The organism is Arthrobacter sp. RCC_34, assembly GCF_041360795.1.
Taxonomy (GTDB): domain Bacteria; phylum Actinomycetota; class Actinomycetes; order Actinomycetales; family Micrococcaceae; genus Arthrobacter_E.
In genome coordinates this window covers 1,729,092-1,749,202 of record NZ_JBFUPW010000001.1, presented here as the reverse complement: position 1 = coordinate 1,749,202, position 20,111 = coordinate 1,729,092, and the positions used below count along the sequence as shown (strand labels likewise).

General features: G+C 69.2%; 17 protein-coding genes. 10 read left to right on the top strand and 7 right to left on the bottom strand.

Annotation, left to right across the window (positions count from 1 at the left end; genetic code table 11):
* Positions 1–15: 15 nt before the first annotated feature.
* Positions 16–657, bottom strand: a complete 642-nt coding sequence (locus AB6732_RS08195) for a hypothetical protein (protein WP_370959456.1) — start codon at positions 655–657, stop codon at positions 16–18.
* Positions 658–766: 109 nt separating this feature from the next.
* Between AB6732_RS08195 and gcvH the strand changes: the two genes are divergently transcribed.
* The 5 genes from gcvH to AB6732_RS08170 all read left to right on the top strand — a co-directional run bounded on the left by gcvH (position 767) and on the right by AB6732_RS08170 (position 3,905).
* On the top strand, positions 767–1,153 hold the full coding sequence (gene gcvH, locus AB6732_RS08190) for a glycine cleavage system protein GcvH (protein ID WP_066215551.1): 387 nt from the start codon (positions 767–769) through the stop codon (positions 1,151–1,153).
* A 121-nt stretch (positions 1,154–1,274) separates the two neighbouring features.
* Positions 1,275–1,754 (top strand): FHA domain-containing protein, encoded by a 480-nt coding sequence (locus AB6732_RS08185; protein ID WP_066215548.1) that lies wholly within the window; start codon positions 1,275–1,277, stop codon positions 1,752–1,754.
* Positions 1,755–1,767: 13 nt separating this feature from the next.
* Positions 1,768–2,496: a MerR family transcriptional regulator gene (locus AB6732_RS08180; protein WP_107003421.1), complete on the top strand. Its 729-nt coding sequence runs from the start codon at positions 1,768–1,770 to the stop codon at positions 2,494–2,496.
* Positions 2,496–3,053: a bifunctional nuclease family protein gene (locus AB6732_RS08175; protein WP_370959455.1), complete on the top strand. Its 558-nt coding sequence runs from the start codon at positions 2,496–2,498 to the stop codon at positions 3,051–3,053. Before AB6732_RS08180 ends, AB6732_RS08175 begins: the two co-directional genes overlap by 1 nt.
* A 261-nt stretch (positions 3,054–3,314) precedes the next feature.
* Complete coding sequence (locus tag AB6732_RS08170) at positions 3,315–3,905, top strand: MerR family transcriptional regulator (protein ID WP_066215540.1); 591 nt, start codon at positions 3,315–3,317, stop codon at positions 3,903–3,905.
* 78 nt (positions 3,906–3,983) lie between these two features.
* On the opposite strand, the gene AB6732_RS08165 is transcribed toward AB6732_RS08170, so the two are convergent.
* Positions 3,984–4,754 carry a ParA family protein gene (locus tag AB6732_RS08165; RefSeq protein ID WP_370959454.1) on the bottom strand — a complete coding sequence of 257 codons (771 nt, stop codon included), beginning with the start codon at positions 4,752–4,754 and terminating at the stop codon, positions 3,984–3,986.
* A 417-nt stretch (positions 4,755–5,171) separates the two neighbouring features.
* On the opposite strand from AB6732_RS08165, the gene AB6732_RS08160 reads away from it, so the two are divergent.
* Positions 5,172–8,567 carry a pyruvate carboxylase gene (locus AB6732_RS08160; protein ID WP_370959453.1) on the top strand — a complete coding sequence of 1,132 codons (3,396 nt, stop codon included), beginning with the start codon at positions 5,172–5,174 and terminating at the stop codon, positions 8,565–8,567.
* A 94-nt stretch (positions 8,568–8,661) separates the two neighbouring features.
* Here AB6732_RS08160 and AB6732_RS08155 read toward each other — a convergent pair whose 3' ends face one another.
* On the bottom strand, positions 8,662–10,473 hold the full coding sequence (locus AB6732_RS08155; RefSeq protein WP_370959452.1) for a long-chain fatty acid--CoA ligase: 1,812 nt from the start codon (positions 10,471–10,473) through the stop codon (positions 8,662–8,664).
* A 179-nt stretch (positions 10,474–10,652) separates the two neighbouring features.
* On the opposite strand from AB6732_RS08155, the gene AB6732_RS08150 reads away from it, so the two are divergent.
* Complete coding sequence (locus AB6732_RS08150) at positions 10,653–11,717, top strand: ROK family glucokinase (protein WP_370959451.1); 1,065 nt, start codon at positions 10,653–10,655, stop codon at positions 11,715–11,717.
* A 23-nt stretch (positions 11,718–11,740) separates the two neighbouring features.
* Here AB6732_RS08150 and AB6732_RS08145 read toward each other — a convergent pair whose 3' ends face one another.
* Both AB6732_RS08145 and AB6732_RS08140 read right to left on the bottom strand, forming a co-directional pair.
* Positions 11,741–12,271 (bottom strand): hypothetical protein, encoded by a 531-nt coding sequence (locus tag AB6732_RS08145; RefSeq protein ID WP_370959450.1) that lies wholly within the window; start codon positions 12,269–12,271, stop codon positions 11,741–11,743.
* Complete coding sequence (locus tag AB6732_RS08140) at positions 12,268–13,050, bottom strand: carboxylesterase (protein WP_208188639.1); 783 nt, start codon at positions 13,048–13,050, stop codon at positions 12,268–12,270. Before AB6732_RS08140 ends, AB6732_RS08145 begins: the two co-directional genes overlap by 4 nt.
* A gap of 122 nt (positions 13,051–13,172) precedes the next feature.
* Between AB6732_RS08140 and AB6732_RS08135 the strand changes: the two genes are divergently transcribed.
* Together AB6732_RS08135 and AB6732_RS08130 are read left to right on the top strand one after the other, a co-directional pair.
* On the top strand, positions 13,173–13,901 hold the full coding sequence (locus AB6732_RS08135; protein WP_370959449.1) for a lysophospholipid acyltransferase family protein: 729 nt from the start codon (positions 13,173–13,175) through the stop codon (positions 13,899–13,901).
* A gap of 98 nt (positions 13,902–13,999) precedes the next feature.
* Positions 14,000–15,403 (top strand): class II 3-deoxy-7-phosphoheptulonate synthase, encoded by a 1,404-nt coding sequence (locus AB6732_RS08130; protein ID WP_370959448.1) that lies wholly within the window; start codon positions 14,000–14,002, stop codon positions 15,401–15,403.
* 103 nt (positions 15,404–15,506) lie between these two features.
* Here the strand turns inward: AB6732_RS08130 and AB6732_RS08125 are convergent, their stop codons facing one another.
* Positions 15,507–17,384: an ABC transporter ATP-binding protein gene (locus tag AB6732_RS08125; protein ID WP_370959447.1), complete on the bottom strand. Its 1,878-nt coding sequence runs from the start codon at positions 17,382–17,384 to the stop codon at positions 15,507–15,509.
* A gap of 138 nt (positions 17,385–17,522) precedes the next feature.
* Between AB6732_RS08125 and AB6732_RS08120 the strand changes: the two genes are divergently transcribed.
* On the top strand, positions 17,523–18,005 hold the full coding sequence (locus AB6732_RS08120) for a MarR family winged helix-turn-helix transcriptional regulator (protein ID WP_370959446.1): 483 nt from the start codon (positions 17,523–17,525) through the stop codon (positions 18,003–18,005).
* Here AB6732_RS08120 and AB6732_RS08115 read toward each other — a convergent pair.
* Positions 17,986–20,091 (bottom strand): PASTA domain-containing protein, encoded by a 2,106-nt coding sequence (locus tag AB6732_RS08115; protein WP_370959445.1) that lies wholly within the window; start codon positions 20,089–20,091, stop codon positions 17,986–17,988. The two genes, AB6732_RS08120 and AB6732_RS08115, sit on opposite strands and share 20 nt — an antisense overlap.
* Positions 20,092–20,111 lie beyond the last annotated feature (20 nt).

Genomic DNA, 20,111 nt, shown 5'->3' with positions numbered 1-20,111 from the left:
CGTGGTCGGCGTGCTTTACGGCTCCTGCCGGCGCTCCTGGGCCTGCTGGGCCTTGGCGGCGGCACGCGCCGCCTCCTTCTCCTCGAGCAGCCGTTGCTTCTCCACGGCCTTGTACAGCTTCGCCTGCTGGCCGCGGCGCCGCCAGAGCTTCCACAGCACCAGGGCCACGATGAAGAGGACCGCGCCGGTGATGGCGCCGATCCCGCTCCACAGCGGGAACCACGTGGGTCCGGTGCCGATGATGCGCTGGGCGTTGTGCGCGGCATTGGAGGTGCCCCAGGCGATGCCGGCCGTCAGGAGGTTCGGGGTGGACACGGCCACCGCGATCACCAGGATCACTGCCTTCCACGGCCAGGTGATCTTCTTGTGGGTGGCCTGCCAGGCGATCCACAGGGAGAGGAAGGTCAGGATCAGGCCGTACCCCAGACCGAGGAAGACCCCGCCGGAGCCGGGACCCGCCTGCCCGTTGATGTTCTTGGCCCATTCCACCGGGACGACGGCGGCCGCGATGAAGTAGGCGATCACCGCCACTGCCAGGAGGATGACGCCGAGGATGATCCAGGTGAGAGTCCTGGATTTTCCGGCGGATGAGGATCGGGGTGCCTGTCCCTGCCCTGACGTGGGCGGAGGCGTGATGGAGCCGCTCTGTTCACTCATGGGATCATCATGGCACGTGCCCGGCCACTGAGGCTTGTAATGTGCCTATACTTTCAGCGTCGGTTGCCGTGATCCAGGTGACCACCAGAATCAGACGAAAGGCCAGGCGATGAGCAACATCCCCGCAGAGCTGTCCTACACCGCCGAACACGAATGGGTTGCGAGCACGGAGCAGGACGGTGTGGTGCGAGTCGGCATCACCGATTTCGCCCAGGACGCGCTCGGCGATGTCGTGTACGCACAGGTGCCCGAGGCAGGGACCGCCGTGACCGCCAACGACGTCGTCGGCGAGGTGGAGTCCACCAAGAGCGTCAGCGACATCTACGCCCCGGTGTCGGGTGAGATCGTCGCCCGCAACGAGTCGCTGGACGCCGATCCGGCGCTCATCAACTCCGATCCGTACGGCGCCGGCTGGCTTTTCGAGGTCCGCATCGCCGGTGCTGACGAACTGTCGGGCCTGCTCAGCGCCGAAGCGTACGGTCAGCAGGTAGGCTAGAAAGCAGTTGTCCGTGCTGTCCGGGGCGATCGGTCCCGGACAGCACGCACCGTTCCCGGATCCATCACCGGAGGATCCGGGAAAGAACCCCGCCGAGGCGAGAAGAGTGAGGAGCCGCCCGATGTCTGAACAACCATCGGTCCCCGTCGAACCCGCAGACGAAGCCGCATTTGAGGGCGAGTCCACGGACACCACCTCGGTGTACCTTCCGGTCCTTTCCGACGTGGTGCCGGCCGACCCGAAACTGGGTCCGGAGGACATCGCGTCCATCGCGGCCCTGCCGCACGGATCCGCTCTGCTGATCGCGCACCACGGCCCGAACGCCGGGGCACGCTTCCTGCTGGACACGGACCGTGTGACCGTCGGGCGCCACCCCGATGCCGAGATCTTCCTGGACGACGTCACCGTGTCCCGCAAGCACGCCGAGTTCGTGCGCACCCCCGCGGGCTACGAACTGGTGGACACTGGCAGCCTGAACGGCAGCTACGTCAACCACGACCGTGTGGACCGGGTGCTGCTCAAGAGCGGAGTGGAAGTCCAGATCGGCAAGTTCCGTCTGAACTACTACCCGAGCCCGGCACGCCCGGCCGGCCAGGACTGAGGCGCCGCGCAACGTGGCACTTGCACAGTCCGGCCGGCGCCAAGGCGCCGCCGTCGTCCTGAACATCGGAGAAGTCCTCGCTCAGCTGAACGAGGACTTTCCCGGTATTTCCGCCTCCAAGATCCGCTTCCTGGAGGAGAAGGGGCTCATCACGCCCCAGCGCACCCCGGCGGGGTACCGCCAGTACAGTGAGGCCGACGTCGAGCGCCTGCGCTTCGTCCTGGCCCTGCAGCGGGATCAGTACCTGCCGCTCAAGGTGATCCGCGACTACCTCGACGCCATCGACCGCGGGGAGCGTCCGGACAACCTGCCGGGCGGCATGAAGCTCTCGCCCAAGCTGGTGTCCGAGGATCCCGCCGAAGCCCTGCGCGGCCGCTCCCGGCTGCTGAGCGAGTCCCAGCTGCGTGCCGAGTCCGGCGCCAGTGTGCGCCTGGTCAAGGAGCTCCTGGATTACGGGATCATCACCCACGAGGGCGGGCAGTTCGACGAGTACGCCCTTCAGGTGACCGTGAGCTGCGCCCGTCTGGAGGCCCAGGGGCTGGAACCTCGCCACCTGCGGCCCGTGCTGGCCGCCGCCGAACGTGAGTTCGCGCTGATCGAGCGGGCCGTGGCCCCGCTGGCGTCGCGGAAGGACTCGGGCTCCCGTGCCCGCACCGCCGACGCCGCCCGCGAGCTGAGTGGTCTGCTCCAAGACCTGCATCAGGCCGTCATCCAGGGCCAGATCTCCCGATTGGAGAAGTGATGATCGAGGTCGAGGTGGTCGGCGTCCGGATCGAGCTTCCGGGCAACCAGCCTCTGGTGCTCCTCAAGGAGACCAAGGGGGAGCGGCACGTCCCCATCTGGATCGGTCCTCCGGAGGCCAGCGCCATCGCCCTCGCGCAGCAGGGCGTGGTCCCGCCCCGCCCGCTCACCCATGACCTCATGCTGGACGTCATCCAGGCCCTCGGCCGTTCCCTGGTGTCCGTGACGATCGTGAGCGTGGAGGACTCGGTCTTCTACGCCCAGCTCCAGTTCGACGACGGCACGAGCGTCAGTTCCCGCGCCTCCGACGCGCTGGCGCTGGCCCTCCGCAGCCACTGCCGGATCTGGTGCGCCGAGCAGGTCCTCGACGACGCAGGTGTCCTCATCGAGATCCAGGACGAGGACGCCGAGGTGGCCCGCCCCGCCGGCGGACGAGAGGACGACGAGCCGGATCAGGCCGCGTCGAGTGCCGCTCCGGCCACCGCCGAGCAGGAGCAGGAGCTCCGTCAGTTCCGCGAATTCCTCAATGGCGTGGAACCGGAGGATTTCGAGCCCTGAGCCGGGTTCCGGGCCGTCCCGGACAGTCCTTAAGCTTCAAGTTCAGCGTTAAAGTTTCGACACGGCACGAAAAAGCGCCGAACGTCTTTGACCTGGGGGCCTCGCGGCCCTAACGTCGAAGTATCAGGTTCCCATTGCCACCCGGCATCGAGCCGTTCACACTGGAAGCAGGGGCCGCCCCAGGGCGGTGTGACTTTCCGTGTGAGCAGAGCCGCCGGTCCGGCGCTTCGCACCCCGGGAACCCTTGAAGAGGAGGAAGACGTGAGTCCGAAAGGCGACGCGGGCAAGCGCCAGCACGCAGGCGCACCCATTGCCCCCGCTGCGGGCGCCCAGGGGCTGCTGTTCAGTGAGGACCTGCCGCTCCTGGACGAGGACGCCGGCTACCGCGGTCCCACCGCGTGTAAGGCGGCCGGGATCACCTACCGTCAGCTGGACTACTGGGCCCGGACAGGCCTCGTGGAGCCGACGGTGCGTGGCGCGGCCGGTTCCGGCTCCCAGCGTCTCTACAGCTTCCGGGACATCCTGGTGCTCAAGGTGGTCAAGCGCCTCCTCGACACCGGCGTCTCTCTGCAGCAGATCCGTTCCGCCGTGGAACACCTGCGTGAGCGTGGCGTCGAGGACCTCGCCCAGATCACGCTCATGAGCGACGGCGCCAGCGTCTACGAGTGCACGTCCGCCGACGAGGTCATCGACCTGGTCCAGGGCGGCCAGGGCGTGTTCGGCATCGCCGTGGGCCGTGTCTGGCGTGAGGTCGAAGGCACGCTGGCGGAACTGCCGAGCGAGCACGCGCTCTCCCAGGATTTCCCCGAGGACGAACTCAGCCGCCGTCGGGCGCAGAAGAAGATCAGCTGATCCCTTCCCGGGAACGTTGAAGGCCGGTCCGTCTGAGACGGACCGGCCTTCGCTGTCTGCTGGTGGAGGCCTGCCGGCTCAGGCCTTGCGGATGGCCGCGAGGAGCTGGTCGTAGACGGCCGCCACACCCTTGGCGGAGTCTCCCGGCCACTGGTGCACGGCGTGTGCGGCGCCCTGGATCTGCTGCCAGTTCGCCAGTTCCGGCACCACCGGCTCCAAGAGCAGGGGACCGAACATGGAACGCATCTCGTCGAGACGGTACATGTGCTCGCTCGAGCCGAGGCGCACCCGGTTGGCGACGATCCCCGCGGGATTGAGGCGGGGGGAGAACTCGCGGCGGAACATGTCGATGGCACGCAGCGTCCGCTCGGTGCCGGCGACGGAGAACAGGCCGGGCTCGGCGACCAGGACGACGTCGTCGCTGGCGTTCCAGGCCATCCGGGTCAGGCCGTTGAGCGACGGCGGGCAGTCGATGAGCACCAGATCGTAGCCGGTGACGGGTTCCAGCAGCTGCCGGAGACGCCGGAGGTCGCGACGGCCCAGATCCGGGCGGTCATAGATGCCCGAATACGCGGAGCCGATGGCCACGTCCAGGGTGCCGTTTCCGTCGACCCAGGCGCTCGGCGTGAGGTGGTCCGCCAGACGGGCGCGCCGCGCGGTCTTCAGGAGCCTGCCGATGTCCGTGACACGGCCGGCGCTCGTTCCGAGGGCGGTGGAGGCGTCGGCATGGGGATCGAGGTCCACCACGAGGGTGGGGACACCTGCGGCCAGTGCAGCGGATGCCAATCCCGTGGTGACAGAGGTCTTGCCCACTCCACCTTTGAGACTGCTGACGCTTACGACTCGCACTTCTGAACCCACACCCCTGTAACTCGACACTTGGTGTTCTCTGCCGGGCCCCACGATGTGCGGACCGTCTCCGCAGGGTGGCATCACCTTCCATCATAGGGGCGGGCGGCGCCCGCTCCGCCGGATTGCGTCGCGGGAGGCGGACCCGTGTGTCGCGGAAGGCTCACGGCGTGGCATCCGTGCAGACTTACCCGGCGGTGCGCCGTCACCTGTCGACGCTCCCTGCGGCGCCGCCGTGGAACCCCCGGGCCGCGGCGCGGCGCGGCCTGGTCTTCCCGTGTCACAGTCGCTTCGCGGTCGAGCGAACGGCGTGCTCAGGCCGCTACTGTGATAGCAGTCACCACTCCTTGTGTGGTGAGTGACACATGGTCAGACTTGGGGCACGGGAACAACCCGGCTTGTGACGTACGGAGAAGCATGTTTTCCAAGATACTGGTGGCCAACCGCGGCGAAATCGCGATCAGGGCCTTCCGCGCCGGCTATGAGCTGGGTGCCAAGACAGTGGCGGTCTTCCCTCATGAGGACAGGAACTCCATTCACCGCCAGAAGGCGGACGAGGCGTACCTCATCGGAGAGGAGGGTCATCCGGTACGGGCCTACCTCGACGTGGAGGAGATCGTCCGGGTCGCGAAGGAATCGGGCGCGGATGCGATCTATCCCGGATACGGTTTCCTCTCCGAGAACCCCGGGCTGGCCCGGGCGGCCGCCGACGCCGGCATCACCTTCGTCGGCCCGCCGGCCGATGTCCTGGAGCTGGCCGGTAACAAGGTCGCCGCTCTGGCCGCGGCCCGCAAGGCCGGCGTTCCGGTCCTGAAGTCCTCCGAGCCGTCCCGCGACATCGAAGAGCTCCTGGCCGCCGCGGAGGAGATCGGCTTCCCGATCTTCGCCAAGGCCGTCGCGGGCGGCGGCGGCCGTGGCATGCGCCGGGTCGAGAAGCCGGAGGATCTGCGCGAGGCCCTGGAGGCCGCCATGCGCGAAGCGGATGCCGCGTTCGGCGATCCGACCATGTTCCTCGAGCAGGCCGTGCTGCGGCCGCGCCACATCGAGGTCCAGATCCTGGCCGACGCCGAGGGCAACGTCATGCACCTCTTCGAGCGTGACTGTTCGCTCCAGCGCCGTCACCAGAAGGTCATCGAGATCGCGCCGGCGCCGAACCTGGATGAGGACATCCGGCAGGCGCTCTACCGTGATGCCGTGGCGTTCGCGAAGGCCCTCGGATACGTCAACGCGGGTACGGTCGAGTTCCTGGTCGACACCGCGGGCGAGCGGGCCGGACAGCACGTCTTCATCGAGATGAACCCCCGCATCCAGGTGGAGCACACGGTGACCGAAGAAGTCACCGACGTGGACCTGGTGCAGGCGCAGATGCGCATCGCCGCGGGCGCCACCCTGGCGGATCTGGGCCTCTCGCAGGAGACCGTCAGCCTCAAGGGCGCCGCGCTCCAGTGCCGCATCACGACCGAGGATCCCGCCAACGGCTTCCGGCCCGACGTCGGCAAGATCACCGGCTACCGGTCCGCCGGTGGCGCCGGTGTCCGCCTCGACGGCGGCACCGTGTACTCGGGTGCCGAGATCAGCCCGCACTTCGACTCGATGCTGGTCAAGCTCACGTGCCGCGGCCGCGACTACCCGGCCGCGGTGGCCCGCGCCCGGCGCGCCCTCGCGGAGTTCCGCATCCGCGGCGTCTCCACCAACATCCCGTTCCTGCAGGCCGTGCTGGACGATCCGGACTTCGTCGCCGGCAAGGTCGCCACGTCCTTCATCGAGGAGCGCCCCGAGCTGCTGAAGGCCCGCACCTCGGCCGACCGCGGCACCAAGCTGCTGACCTGGCTGGCGGAGACCACTGTCAACAAGCCGCACGGCGAGCCGCGTGTCAGCACGGGTCCTGAGGTCAAGCTCCCGGCGGTCCCCGAGGGCGAGGCTCCGGCCGGCTCGCGGCAGCGTCTGCTGGAACTGGGCCCGGAAGGCTTCGCGAAGGCGCTGCGCGAGCAGTCCGCCGTCGCGGTCACGGACACGACGTTCCGTGACGCCCACCAGTCCCTGCTCGCGACCCGCGTGCGCACGAGGGACCTGGTGGCGGCCGGTCCCGCGGTGTCTCGCCTGCTGCCCGGCCTCTTCTCGGTGGAGGCCTGGGGCGGTGCGACGTACGACGTCGCTCTCCGCTTCCTGGGCGAGGACCCCTGGCAGCGCCTCGCCGCGCTCCGGGAGGCCATCCCGAACATCTGTCTGCAGATGCTCCTGCGCGGCCGCAACACCGTGGGCTACACGCCGTACCCGGAGGAGGTGACCCGTGCCTTCGTCCAGGAGGCCGCGGCCACCGGCATCGACATCTTCCGCATCTTCGACGCTCTCAACGACGTCGACCAGATGGAGCCCGCCATCCGGGCGGTCCGCGAGACCGGCACCGCCGTGGCGGAGGTGGCCCTCTGCTACACCGGCGATCTCCTGAACCCGGACGAGGAGCTCTACACCCTCGACTACTACCTGGAGCTCGCGCAGCGGATCGTCGACGCCGGTGCGCACATCCTCGCCATCAAGGACATGGCCGGTCTCCTGCGCCCGGCCGCTGCCGCGGTCCTGGTCAAGGCGCTCCGTGAGCGGTTCGATCTGCCCGTGCACCTGCACACCCACGACACGGCGGGCGGCCAGCTCGCCACGCTCCTCTCCGCGGTGGACGCGGGAGTGGACGCCGTGGACGTCGCCTCGGCGGCCCTGGCAGGCACCACGAGCCAGCCGGCCATGTCCGCGCTGGTCGCCGCCCTGGCGCACACACCGCGGGAGACGGCGCTCGAGCTGTCCTCCGTGGACGCCCTGGAACCGTACTGGGAGGCCGTCCGCAGGGTTTACGCGCCCTTCGAGTCCGGACTCGCAGCGCCCACCGGCCGCGTGTACCAGCACGAGATCCCGGGCGGCCAGCTCTCCAATCTCCGCCAGCAGGCCATGGCGCTGGGACTCGGCGAGCGGTTCGAAGCCATCGAGGACATGTACACGGCCGCGGACCGGATCCTCGGCCGCCTGGTCAAGGTCACCCCGTCCTCCAAGGTGGTGGGCGATCTGGCTCTGCACCTCGTGGGTCTCGGTGCGGACCCTGAAGAGTTCCGGGAGAACCCGCACAACTTCGACATCCCGGACTCGGTGATCGGTTTCCTCAACGGCGAGCTGGGCAACCCTCCCGGTGGCTGGCCCGAGCCGTTCCGCAGCAAGGCCCTGCAGGGCCGCGCCGTGAAGCCGCGGGACGTGCAGCTGAACGCGGAGGACTCGGAGGCGCTCCAGGGTGACTCCGAGACCCGTCGGGCCACCTTGAACCGGCTGCTCTTCGCCGGCCCGACCAAGGACTACCTGCGGAGCCAGGAGAGCTACGGCAACCTCTCGGTCCTGGACACCCGGGACTACCTCTACGGGCTGCAGCGCGGCGAGGAGCACGTCATCGAACTGGAGCGCGGCGTCCGTCTGATCGCGAGCCTGGAGGCCATCTCCGAGCCGGATGAGAAGGGCATGCGGACGGTGCTCTGCAAGCTCAACGGCCAGTCGCGCCCGGTGGTGGTGCGGGATCACTCCGTCACCAGCAACGTCAAGGCCGCCGAGAAGGCCGACCCGGCCGTCCCCGGTCAGGTTGCCGCGCCGTTCGCGGGCGCGGTCTCGCTCAAGGTGGCGGTGGGCGACACCATCGAGGCGGGTGACGCCGTCGCCACCATCGAGGCCATGAAGATGGAGGCCTCCATCACCTCGCCGGTCGCGGGAACGGTGCAGCGCCTGGCAATCTCCGCCATCGAGCAGGTACAGGGCGGCGACTTGCTGCTCGTCATCGGCTGACCCCGGTGGGTGTCCGGGCTGACCGGGCACCCCCGCACGACGGCGGCCCGGCACCATCAGGTGCCGGGCCGCCGTCGTGCGTCGCGTCCGCCGCTCAGGCGGGCTTGGGCGCGGAGTACATCTCCTCGATGACGTCCGAGTAGTCCTTGACCACCTGGGCGCGCTTGACCTTCATCGAGGGGGTCAGGTGGCCGGAGGCCTCCGTGAAGTCCTCGGTGACGATGCGGAAGGACTTGATCGCTTCGGCGTGGGACACGGATTCGTTGGCCTTGGAGATCAGCTGCTGCACCGCTTCCTTGACCTTGTCCTCACGCGCGGCGTCCGCCAGGGACAGGCCGGAGGAGAGCCCGTGCCGTTCGAGCCAGCCCGGCAGCGCCTCCTCGTCAAGCGTGACGAGCGCCCCGATGAACGGCCGGTTGTCACCCACCACGAGCACCTGGGAGACCAGGGCGTCCGCGCGGATCTGGTCCTCCAGGAGCGCCGGGACCACGTTCTTGCCGCCTGCAGTCACGATGATCTCCTTCTTGCGGCCGGTGATGCGGAGGAAACCCTGCTCATCGAGTTCGCCGATGTCGCCGGTGTGGAACCAGCCGTCGGTGAAGGCCTCGTCCTGCAGTTCGGGACGGTTGTAGTAGCCGCGCATGACGCAGACGCCCTTGGCGAGGATCTCGCCGTCGTCCGCGATCCGCACCGCGTTGCCCGGCAGGGGCGGTCCGACCGTGCCGATGCGGTTGAGATCCAGGGTGTTGACGGTGATGGGCGCGGTGGTCTCGGTCAGGCCGTAGCCCTCGAGGACCAGCAGGCCGATGCCGTTGAAGAAGTGGCCCAGGCGTTCACCGAGCGGGCCGCCGCCGGACACCGCATGGGTCACGTGGCCGCCCATGGCCTCGCGGAGCTTCTTGTAGACGAGGGCGTCGAAGAGGGTGTGCTTGAGCTTGAGGCCCAGCCCGACCTTCCCGTCCTGGCGTGCTCGGGAGTAGGCGATCGCGGTCTCGGCGGCCTTGTGGAAGATGCCGCCCTTGCCGCCGTCCTCGGCCTTGGAGAGGGCCGAGTTGTACACCTTCTCAAAGACCCGGGGCACGGCCAGGATGAAGCTCGGCTGGAAGCTCTGGAGATCCGGGAGAAGGTTCTTCACGTCCGGGGTGTGGCCCACCCGTGAGCCCGCGGCCACGGCGAGCACCGAGATGAAGCGTGCGAACACGTGGGCCAGCGGCAGGAACATGATGGTTGAGGCGCCCTGGTTCACGATCACGCCCAGCTGGGCGAGCGCGTTGTCGGAGAGCTCGGCGAAGTTTCCGTGGGTCAGTTCGCAGCCCTTGGGCCGTCCCGTGGTCCCGGAGGTGTAGATGATCGTGGCGATGCTGCCGAGGGAGGAACTGCTGCGGCGCGCTTCCAGCTCGGCGTCGCTGACGTTGGCTCCGGCGGTGCGGAGTTCGTCGAGTCCACCGGCTTCGATCTGCCACACATGCCGCATGCCGTCCAGATTCTCGGCGCGGACGGCGGCGCGGATGGCGTGTTCGTGATGGGACTGCTCGGCGAAGGCGGCGACGGCGCCGGAGTCGCCGAGATTCCAGGCCACCTGGCTGGGGGAGGAGGTCTCGTAGATCGGGACGGAGATCGCGCCGGCGAACCAGATGGCGAAGTCCACCAGGGTCCATTCGTAGCGCGTGCGGGACATGATGCCCACCCGATCGCCCTGCTGCACTCCGTTGGCGATCAGACCCTTGGCGAGTGCCGAGACGTCATCGAGGAACTCGGTGGCCGAGATGTCCTGCCAGGTTCCGGAGGCGTCCCGGGTGGCGAAGAGGGCCGGGTTCTTGCCACCGCGGGCGTGCCGCAGCAGGAAGTCGGTGATGTTGCTGGCCGGGTCCAGATGAACCTTGGCCGGCATGCTGAATTCTCGCACGATAGCTCCTTCGATATCCCGTCCCCCGACAGGGCTTGCACCCAGCCTAGTACCCGGGGGTTTCCGTGGCTCTGAGGTCATGGAGTCCGGGTCCGACGCGGGCTGCTGCGCTCGGGGGATGTGATCCACATTATATCTACTCGCCAGTAACTTAGTGTCCGCGTCCCTAAGATGGGCTCATGCAGCACACCATCCCGCGCGCCGGCCGCAGACCGTCGCTCGCCATCGGCATCGACATCGGCGGCACCAAGGTCGCGGCGGGCCTGGTGGACCAGCACGGCAGAATTCTCCGCTCGGAACGCCGGGAGACCCCGGGCCAGGACGCCGCGCGGGTGGAGGAGGTCATCGCGGAGCTCGTCGAGGAGCTGAGCAGCGGCCGTCGTGGCGCCCCGGTGGGCATCGGCGCGGCGGGCTGGATGGACCTCGACGGCGGCACCGTCCTCTTCAGCCCGCACCTCGCCTGGCGCAATGAGCCCCTGCGCGCCCGGCTGGAGGAGAAGCTCCGGCGCCGAGTGCATGTGGTCAACGACGCGGACGCCGCAGCCTGGGCCGAGTGGCGCTTCGGGGCGGGCCAGGGCGAGTCCCGGCTGGTCTGCATCACTCTCGGCACCGGGATCGGCGGGGCCATGGTGAACGACGGGCACTTGGAGCGAGGGAGGTTCGGCGTCGCGGGGGAGTTCGGGCACGCGATCATGGTCCCCGGAGGTCACCGCTGCGAATGCGGCAACCGTGGCTGCTGGGAGCAGTACGCCTCGGGCAACGCGCTCGGACGGGACGCCCGCGAGCTGGCCGCCGCCAACTCTCCGATGGCCCAGGAGATCCTGGCCGCCGCGCACGGCGACGTGCGCCGGATCACCGGGTCGCTCATCACCCGTCTGGCGCTCGAGGGCGAGGCGCAGAGCCGTGAACTCGTCGCCGATGTCGGGGAGTGGCTCGGGCTCGGCCTGGCCAACCTCGCCGCGGCGCTCGACCCGGGCACCTTCGTGATCGGCGGCGGACTGTCCACGGCGGGGGATCTGCTGCTCGACGCCGCGGAGCGGACGTTCCACCGCAACCTCACGGGGCGCGGGTTCAGGCCGGTCGCGCGGGTCGCCCTGGCGAAGCTCGGTCCCGACGCCGGGCTCGTCGGCGCCGCGGACCTCGCGCGGAACGCGGCCCGGCGGGCTCCCTTGCGCGGTGCGTTGCCGCTCAAGGCGGCGGTCCGCGGCCGGGCTTCCGGGCCGAGGCTGCGCGCCGGCGGTTAAGCCGGGGCGGTCAGGCAGACCGGCTAGAGGCGGGCGCCGTCGTCGTAATCGTCATCGCTGCGCTGTGGAAGCTGCCATAGGAGGTAGCCGATGCCGGCGATGAATCCTGCGATGAGGACCCACCATACCGGCTGGGGTGCGGAGCGCCAGAAGATCAGGAGCAGCACGATCAGCAGCGGGGACCCCGCGGCGCCGGCCCAGGCGAGAGCCAGGCGGGGATCCGCCTCGCTCAGGGGGCCGGGATCCTCCGGGACGAAGCTGTCCAGTTCCTCCTCGACGTCGGGGTCGGTGACGTAGTCCCGGGGCCCGCCGCCCGTGGACGGCGGAGCAGCCGGGCTGCTGAGACCGAGAGGGTCGAAGGCGGAGAAACCGGCTCCGGTCCCAGGAGTCTGAGCGGCCGGGGTTTCTCCACTGTCGGTGGCCTTGAGGCGCGCGACCAGATCCTCCCAGACGGCGTCGTCGTCCTGGCCGGAGTCGCCGGAATCACGGGGTTCCTCCGGCGGGGGCTCCTCGGAGGAGCGGCTGCCGGGGGTGTTGTCCTCGCCGGGGGTCATCGCCTGGCCCCGAGGGAGTCGATGAAACGGACGCTGCCGTCGAAGATGAGAGGGGCGTCGTTGTCCACGGTGGCGACGTGCAGGCTGTTCTCCAGCCACTCGATGTCCAGCAGTCCGTCCCGCAGACCGTTCTGCAGGGCGCGGACGCTCGAATCGCCCACGATATGGTCCGTGCGCGAGCGGAACAGGTGCACCGGCGTGCTGATGCGGGGGAGCAGCTCCCGGGTGTTCGCGAAGAGCTTGTGCAGCTCATGCACGGAGGCCGTGGGCGTCCGGGTGTAGGCGCCCTCGTCGACGCCGGGCTTGAGGATGTCGTTCGCGATGGACGGGGTCGACTTCACGAGGTGCTTGAGCAGACCGGAGAGCGGGGCCCGCCAGTCGTCGATCACGAGGCCCGGGTTGACCACCACGGTTCCGGCCACGGGCTTGAGCGCCGCGAGCCGCAGGGCGAGGCAGCCGCCCATCGAGAGACCGGCCGTGACGATCGTGTCGCACAGCGGGACGAGTTCCTGGTAGCTGGCCTCGTAGGCCTGGTACCACTCCTGCCAGCTGCGGGTGGACATGTCCTGCCACGTGGTGCCGTGTCCGGGCAGCAGCGGCATCCGCACCGCGAAGCCGGCGTCCGCCAGGTGAGTGGCCCAGTCCCGGAGGCCGTGCGGGCTTCCCGTGAAGCCGTGGGACATGACCACGCCCACGCGGGCGCGAGGACCGTGCCCGTCGCTGCTGAACGCGTCGTGAGAGATGGCCGATTGCTCCGGATGCAGTGCCTCGTTGCTCATGACTCCATCATTCCCCAAAGTGGCGCGACATGGGACCCGCCTGGCCCGTCCATGTAGTCTGGGCGCAGGTTCCGGGCTCCGTCAGGGCCCACCTGACACCGCCACTTCCAAGGAGGACGGCCATGTTCTACTGGCTGATGAAGAACGTGATCATCGGGCCACTGGTCAAGCTGATCTTCCGCCCTTGGGTCAAAGGCCTGGACAACATCCCCCAGGAGGGCGGCGCCATCCTGGCCTCGAACCACCTCTCCTTCTCTGATTCGGTCTTCATGCCGCTCGAAGTGCCGCGTCCGGTGGTCTTCCTTGCCAAGAGCGACTACTTCACCGGGCGTGGACTGAAGGGACGGCTGACGGCGGCCTTCTTCCGTCTGACGAACCAGCTTCCGATGGACCGTTCGGGCGGCGCCGCCTCCAGCCTGTCGCTCGGCGCGGGAGCGGAGGTGCTGAAGAACGGCGAACTGCTCGGCATCTACCCCGAAGGCACCCGCAGCCCGGACGGACGCCTGTACCGCGGCAAGGTCGGCGTGGCGCGTCTGGCCCTCGAATGCCGGGTCCCGATCATCCCCGTGGCCATGATCGGAACGGACAAGGTGCAGCCGATCGGCCGCAAGGTCCCCAGCATCCGCCGCATCGGCGTCATCTTCGGCGAACCTCTCGACTTCAGTCACCTGGCCGACCGCGCCGAAGAATACGAGGTGCAGCGGCAAGTGGTGGACGCCGTCATGGAGCGGCTCATGAGGCTCTCCGGGCAGGAATACGTGGACAAGTACGCCGCCACGGTCAAGGCGGAGGCGGCCGCGGCCGCGGCAGGGATCCGGCCCGACGACGGCGAGCACCCGGCGTCGTCCTGACGCCCCGTCCGGGAATCCTCCGGGGCGCCCGGCCGCCCAGGCGTCCGTCCTATGGACCCGAAACGGCGATCCCGTCCCGGGCGTCTAGAATCGACCGTGTGACTGAGCTTTCCACCACAGCGGCCCCCGACTCCTCCGCCGCCTTCGCGGCCGCATCCCAGAGCGGAGCGGCTGACTATCCCGGCCTCGACGAGTGGCGTTCGCTGCCGATCAACCAGCAGCCCACCTGGTCCGATCCCGCGGTCTTCGACGCCTCGGTCAAGGAACTCTCCATCCTTCCCCCGCTCGTCTTCGCCGGCGAAGTCGATGTGCTGCGCGAGCGCCTCGCGGCCGCGGCCCAGGGGCGTGCCTTCCTCCTCCAGGGCGGCGACTGTGCCGAGACCTTCGAGGCCGCCACGGCGGACCGGATCTCCTCCCGGGTGAAGACGATCCTCCAGATGGCCGTCGTGCTGACGTATGGCGCCTCCCTCCCCGTCATCAAGATGGGCCGCATGGCCGGGCAGTTCGCCAAGCCGCGGTCCTCCAACGACGAGACGCGTGACGGCGTCACGCTTCCGGCCTACCGTGGCGACATCGTCAACGGGTACGAGTTCACTCCCGAGTCCCGTGCGCACGATGCCGGCCGCATGCTCCGGGCCTACCACACCTCGGCGTCCACCCTGAACCTCATCCGGGCCTTCACCACGGGCGGCTTCGCGGACCTCCGTCTGGTGCACCAGTGGAACAAGGGCTTCACGGCCAACCCGGCCCACGCCCGCTACGAGTCCCTGGCCAAGGACATCGATCGCGCCATCAGCTTCATGCAGTCCTGCGGCGCGGACTTCGAAGCCCTCAAGCGGGTGGAGTTCTTCGCCAGCCACGAGGCGCTGCTCCTCGACTACGAGCGCGCCCTCACCCGGATCGACTCCCGCACCGGGTTCCCGTACGACACGTCGTCCCACTTCCTGTGGATCGGTGAGCGCACCCGCGAGCTGGACCACGCGCACGTCGACTTCCTGTCCCGCGTCCGGAACCCCATCGGCGTCAAGCTCGGCCCGAACACCTCGGGTGATGACGCCCTGCGCCTCATCGACAAGCTGGACCCGAACCGCGAGCCCGGCCGCCTGACCTTCATCACGCGCATGGGAGCCGGCAAGATCCGCGAGAACCTCCCGCCCATCGTGGAGAAGGTCACCGCGTCCGGGGCCCAGGTGCTCTGGGTGACCGACCCGATGCACGGCAACACCGTGACCAGCAAGAACGGCTACAAGACCCGTCGCTTCGACGATGTCATGGACGAGGTCCGCGGATTCTTCGAGGTGCACGAGGCCCTCGGCACCTTCCCGGGCGGTCTGCACGTGGAGATGACCGGCGACGACGTGGCGGAGTGCCTCGGCGGCGCCGATCCGATCGACGAGGCCGCATTCGAAGACCGCTACGAGTCGGTCTGCGACCCGCGCCTGAACCACATGCAGTCCCTGGAACTCGCGTTCCTGGTGGCCGGGGCGCTGTCGAAGCGCTGAGTCTGACGCACTGGCCGGGGGCGACCTCGGCGCACAGAAGAGGCCGGTCCGTTTGCCACGGACCGGCCTCCGGCGTTTCCGGGCGGGGTTGTCAGAGCACGGCTCAGCCGACCGGTTCGTCCTCGAGGTCGTCCTCGAACTCGGGGTCGCTGAGCTGGCGCGCCGACAGCTCGGCGAACGCGCCGCCCGCCGCCCGCAGCTCCGGCGCCGTGCCGTGCTCGACGACCCGGCCGCCGTCGAGCACCACGATCTGTTCCGCGTCCTCCACCGTGGAGAGCCGGTGGGCGATCGTCAGGGTCGTACGGGTGGCGGCCAGGTGGTCCAGGGCCGCCTGGACCTGGGCTTCCGTGGTGTTGTCGAGGGCGCTCGTGGCTTCGTCCAGCACCAGGACGCGGGGATTGCGCAGCAGGGTGCGGGCGATCGCGAGGCGCTGCTGCTCGCCGCCGGAGAAGCGGTGACCGCGCGCGCCGACCATCGTGTCGAGGCCTGCGGGGAGGCTGCGGATGAGGCCGGCCACGTGGGCCGCCTCGAGTGCCTCCCACAGCACGGCGTCGCTCGCGTCCGGTGCGGCGATCCTCAGATTGTCCCGGACGCTCGCGTGCGCCAGGTAGGTCTCCTGGGAGACCACGCCCACGATCGCGGAGAGGTCCTGGAAGCTGAGGTCCCGCACGTCGACTCCGTCGATCGTCACACGGCCGGCTCCGACGTCGTTGAGGCGGGGGAGCAGGGAGGCCAGCGTGGACTTCCCGGAGCCGGTGGGTCCGACGACGGCGGCCGTCGTGCCGGCGGGGATGGTGAGGTCGACGTCGCGGAGCACGTTCGTCCTACTGCCCGGGTAGGCGAAGTCCACGTGCTCGAAGCGCACTTCGCCACGGAGGGTGGCGGGGTCGGGGCGCACGGGGTGCTCGGGCTCGCGGATCTCCGGCACGAGGTCGAGCCATTCGAAGATGCGGGAGAAGAACGCCATGGCCGTCACCCACTGGACCCCGACGCTCATGAGCCCCATGACGGGCCGGAACAGTCCGGACTGCAGGGCGGTGAAGGCCACGATGGTGCCGATCGAGAGATCCATGCCGCCCACCGGCAGGCCGGCCGCGAGGTAGATGACGGCCGGGATGGCGGCGAAGACGATCTGCATGGCGGCCATCCGCCACCGCCCCGCCAGCTGGGACCGCATCTCCAGATCGGCCAGCTCGCGGCTCGCCGCGCCGAAGCGTGCAGCGTCCCGGGACGTGGAGCCGATGGTTTTGGCCAGCCGGATGCCCGAGACGGACAGCCCTTCGTCCACGTACGTCTGCAGCTCCGCCATCTTGGCCTGCTGCTTCACCGTGATGTCCCGGCGCTGCAGGGCGACCCGGCGGGCCACCCAGATGGAGGGTGGCAGGACGAGGAGGGAGACGAGGCTGAGCCAGGGGGAGAGGGCCACCATGGCGATCACGGTGCCGATGGCGGTGGTGACGTTGGAAGCCACGGCCGTGGCGGTATTGGTGACCAGGTTCTGCATGCCGTTGATGTCGTTGGTCATGCGCGACTGGACCTCGCCACCGTGGGTGCGGGTGAAGAAGCCGAGTGACTGGGCCTGCAGGTGGCCGAAGAGCCGGGTCCGGAGATCATGCATGACCCCCTGCCCGATGCGGGTGGAGATCCACGTCTGCCAGACCCCGATCACCGCCGTGACCGCGGCGACGCCGATCATGGCGAGCACCAGGAGGCCGAGCAGGCCGGTGCGTCCGTGGGGCAGGGCGTCGTCGATCACGCTGCGCACCAGGAACGGCTGGAAGAGGGAGACGATGGAGCTGCCGGTGATCAGGACGACCACCAGCAGCAGCGGGCCTTTGTAGGCGGAGAACAGGGCGGCGATGCGCCGCTTGCTGACCGGGTGCTGGTCGAGTTGTGTGAGGTCGGCCTTGTTGACTCGACCGGGGCCTGCAGGGCGTCCTGCGCCCGGGCCTGGGGTATGGGGGACGGCGCCAAAGGTCATCCGGGGCCTCCTGAGGGAGTCTGGGGAAGGCGGCGCATTCCGCGCGCCTCAATAAGGAGGTTACCTCCGTAATTGTGGAATGTAAAGAGGTAACCTCCTCATCTTTCCTTCGGCCGCGCGAATGCCTACAGTGTGACCATGACCCCCGACCGCATGGAGCTCCCTGACCTGGTCCATTCCGTCTCGCACGGACTGCGGCGCAGCTGGATGGCCGACCTTTCCCCTTTCGGCCTGTCGCCTCACCAGTGGCGCGCGCTGCACGTCATCGCATCGCACGACGGCGAGCCGCAGCGTCAGCGCGACGTCGCCGCAGCGCTGCGGATCGCGCCACGGTCGGCGGCGGAAGTCCTGAGCCAGCTCGAAGGGGAGGGGCTGATCGCGCGCACGCCGGATCCCAGCGACAAGCGGGCCGTGCTGCTCTCCGCCACCAGGGAGGGGCTGGAGCTGGAGCGGAAGGTCCATGCGGTCCGCTCGCAGCGCGGCGACGAGTACTTCGCCACCCTAGGCGCGGAGGACCGGGCGGAGCTGACGCGGCTCCTGGGGCTCCTGCTGGAGGCGCATCCCCGCCCCCAGGAAGGGTGGCGGCTGCCGAGGGACGGCGCTACACCACCGTCAGCGTAATGGTGGAGCCTTCCGGTGCGGTGCCGTCGCGGGGATCTTGAGAGCGCACGGTACCGAAGAATCCACCCAGGACCTCGTTGATGACCACGGTGAAGCCCAGCTTCTCCAGCTCGGCCTTGGCGACGGATGCCTGCTTGCCCACGAAATCGGGCACTTCCACGGGCCGAGGCCCCTTGGACAGGGTGAGTGTCACGGTCTCGCCCTTGAGCAGGGTGCCGTTGGCGGGGACCTGGGCCGCGACCTTGCCGGCCGGGATGTCCTTGCTGAACACCTGCTCGTCGGCGGCCTTCACCTCGAAGCCTGCCGCAGTGAGCTTCCGCGTCGCGGCGTCTTCGCCGAGCCCCAGCACGCTCGGCACGGGGATGGGCTCCGGCCCCTTGGACACGGTCAGGTTCACCGGGGTGCCGCGACGCACTTGAGCGCCGCTCCCGGGCGATTGCGCGATGACCTGGCCGACAGCGGCGGTGTCACTGTATTTCTCCGTGACGCTTCCGGCCGCGAGGTTCGCGCCCGTCAGCGCGGTGCGCGCGTCGTCCAGCGTCTTCTTGACCAGGCCCGGAACGGGGAACAGCTGCGGTCCCTTGGAAACCAGCAGCTGCACGCCTTCGAACTTACGGATCACGGTCCCGGCCGGGGGCTCGGTCGCCACCACCAGACCGCTCCCGACCTTCTCGTCGAACACCTCTTGCTGTTCGGCCTTGATGCCGTAGCCGGCGAGAATCGACGCGGCCTGTTCCGCCGGCTGGCTCTTGAGGTCCGGCAGGGTGACCTGCGCACCCGGACCCATGCCGAAGAACCACCCCGCGCCGGAGGCCAGGAGGGCGATCAGCACCAGGACGATCACCCAGATGACGCCCTTGCGCCGGGGATTTCCCTGCCGCACCTGACGGGTGGGGGTCGCTAGGGCCTTCGCTTCCTGCCGGGCCCGTTCCTTGTCGTCCTTCCTCTGCTGCCGCTTGCTCGGCGGGGCGGCGGGGGCAGGGGCGTGGGGCAGCACCGTGGTCGACTGACCGGACTGTGGAATCACCGACGTCGCCAGGGGATCGGGCGTGCCGAGAACGGTGGTGTGCTGCTCGCCCGCCGGCAGCACCGTGGTCTGCAGACCCGGGGTGGCGATGAACTCGGTGGCGCCGTCACCCTGAGGGGTGCCAGGGTACGCCGGGTTCGGGGCGGCCGGAGCGCCGGGCCGCGGCTCGAACGGCGACGGCGCCGGCCCACCCGTCGCGGGCAGGTCCAGATCGGCGGGGGGCAGGGTCGCCGCGACATGGCGCAGCTCGCCCAGGAAGGCCCGCGCGTCCACCGGGCGCTCATCCGGGGCCTTCGCCGTGGCCCACTGCACGAGTTCGTCGAAGTCCTGCGCCAGGCCGGGACGCTTCAGGGACGGAGCGGGCACCTGGTCGTTGACGTGCTGGTATGCCACCTGGATCGGCATGTCGCCCGTGAACGGCACGCCGCCGGTGAGAAGTTCGTAGAGCATGATCCCGCAGGAGTAGACGTCACTGCGGGCATCGGCGTCGTGCCGGAGGAAGAGCTCGGGGGAGAGGTACGCCACCGTCCCGAGGAGCTCCCCGGTGCTGGTCTGGGCGGTCGCCTGACGGGCGAGTCCGAAGTCGCCGATCTTCACGGCGCCTTCGCGCGAGATGAGGACGTTCTCCGGCTTGACGTCCCGGTGGATCAGCCCGGCCTCATGAGCCGCGGCCAGACCTTCGAGGGCCGGGGCCAGGTAGCTGATGGCCACGCGAGGGGTCAGGGCTCCTTCGCTGCGGATGACGTCCCGCAGGGTGCGCCCCTCGATGTACTCCATGACCAGATAGGTCAGACGGCCGTGCCGGCCGTGATCGAGCACGGACACCACGTGGGGGTGGGAGAGTCGCGCGGAGGCCCGGGCCTCACGGGCGAACCGCTCGACGAAGACCTCGTCGGACGCGAGCTGAGGGTGGAGCACCTTCAGCGCGACAGGGCGTTCCAGCGTGACGTGGAGCGCTTTGTACACGGTGGACATGCCGCCGTCCGCGATGCGTTCGAGCACGCGGTAGCGGTTGTCGACGACCGTGCCGAGCAGCGGGTCTTCAGAGCGGTGTTGCACCCTATGATCCTAAGTGTTCA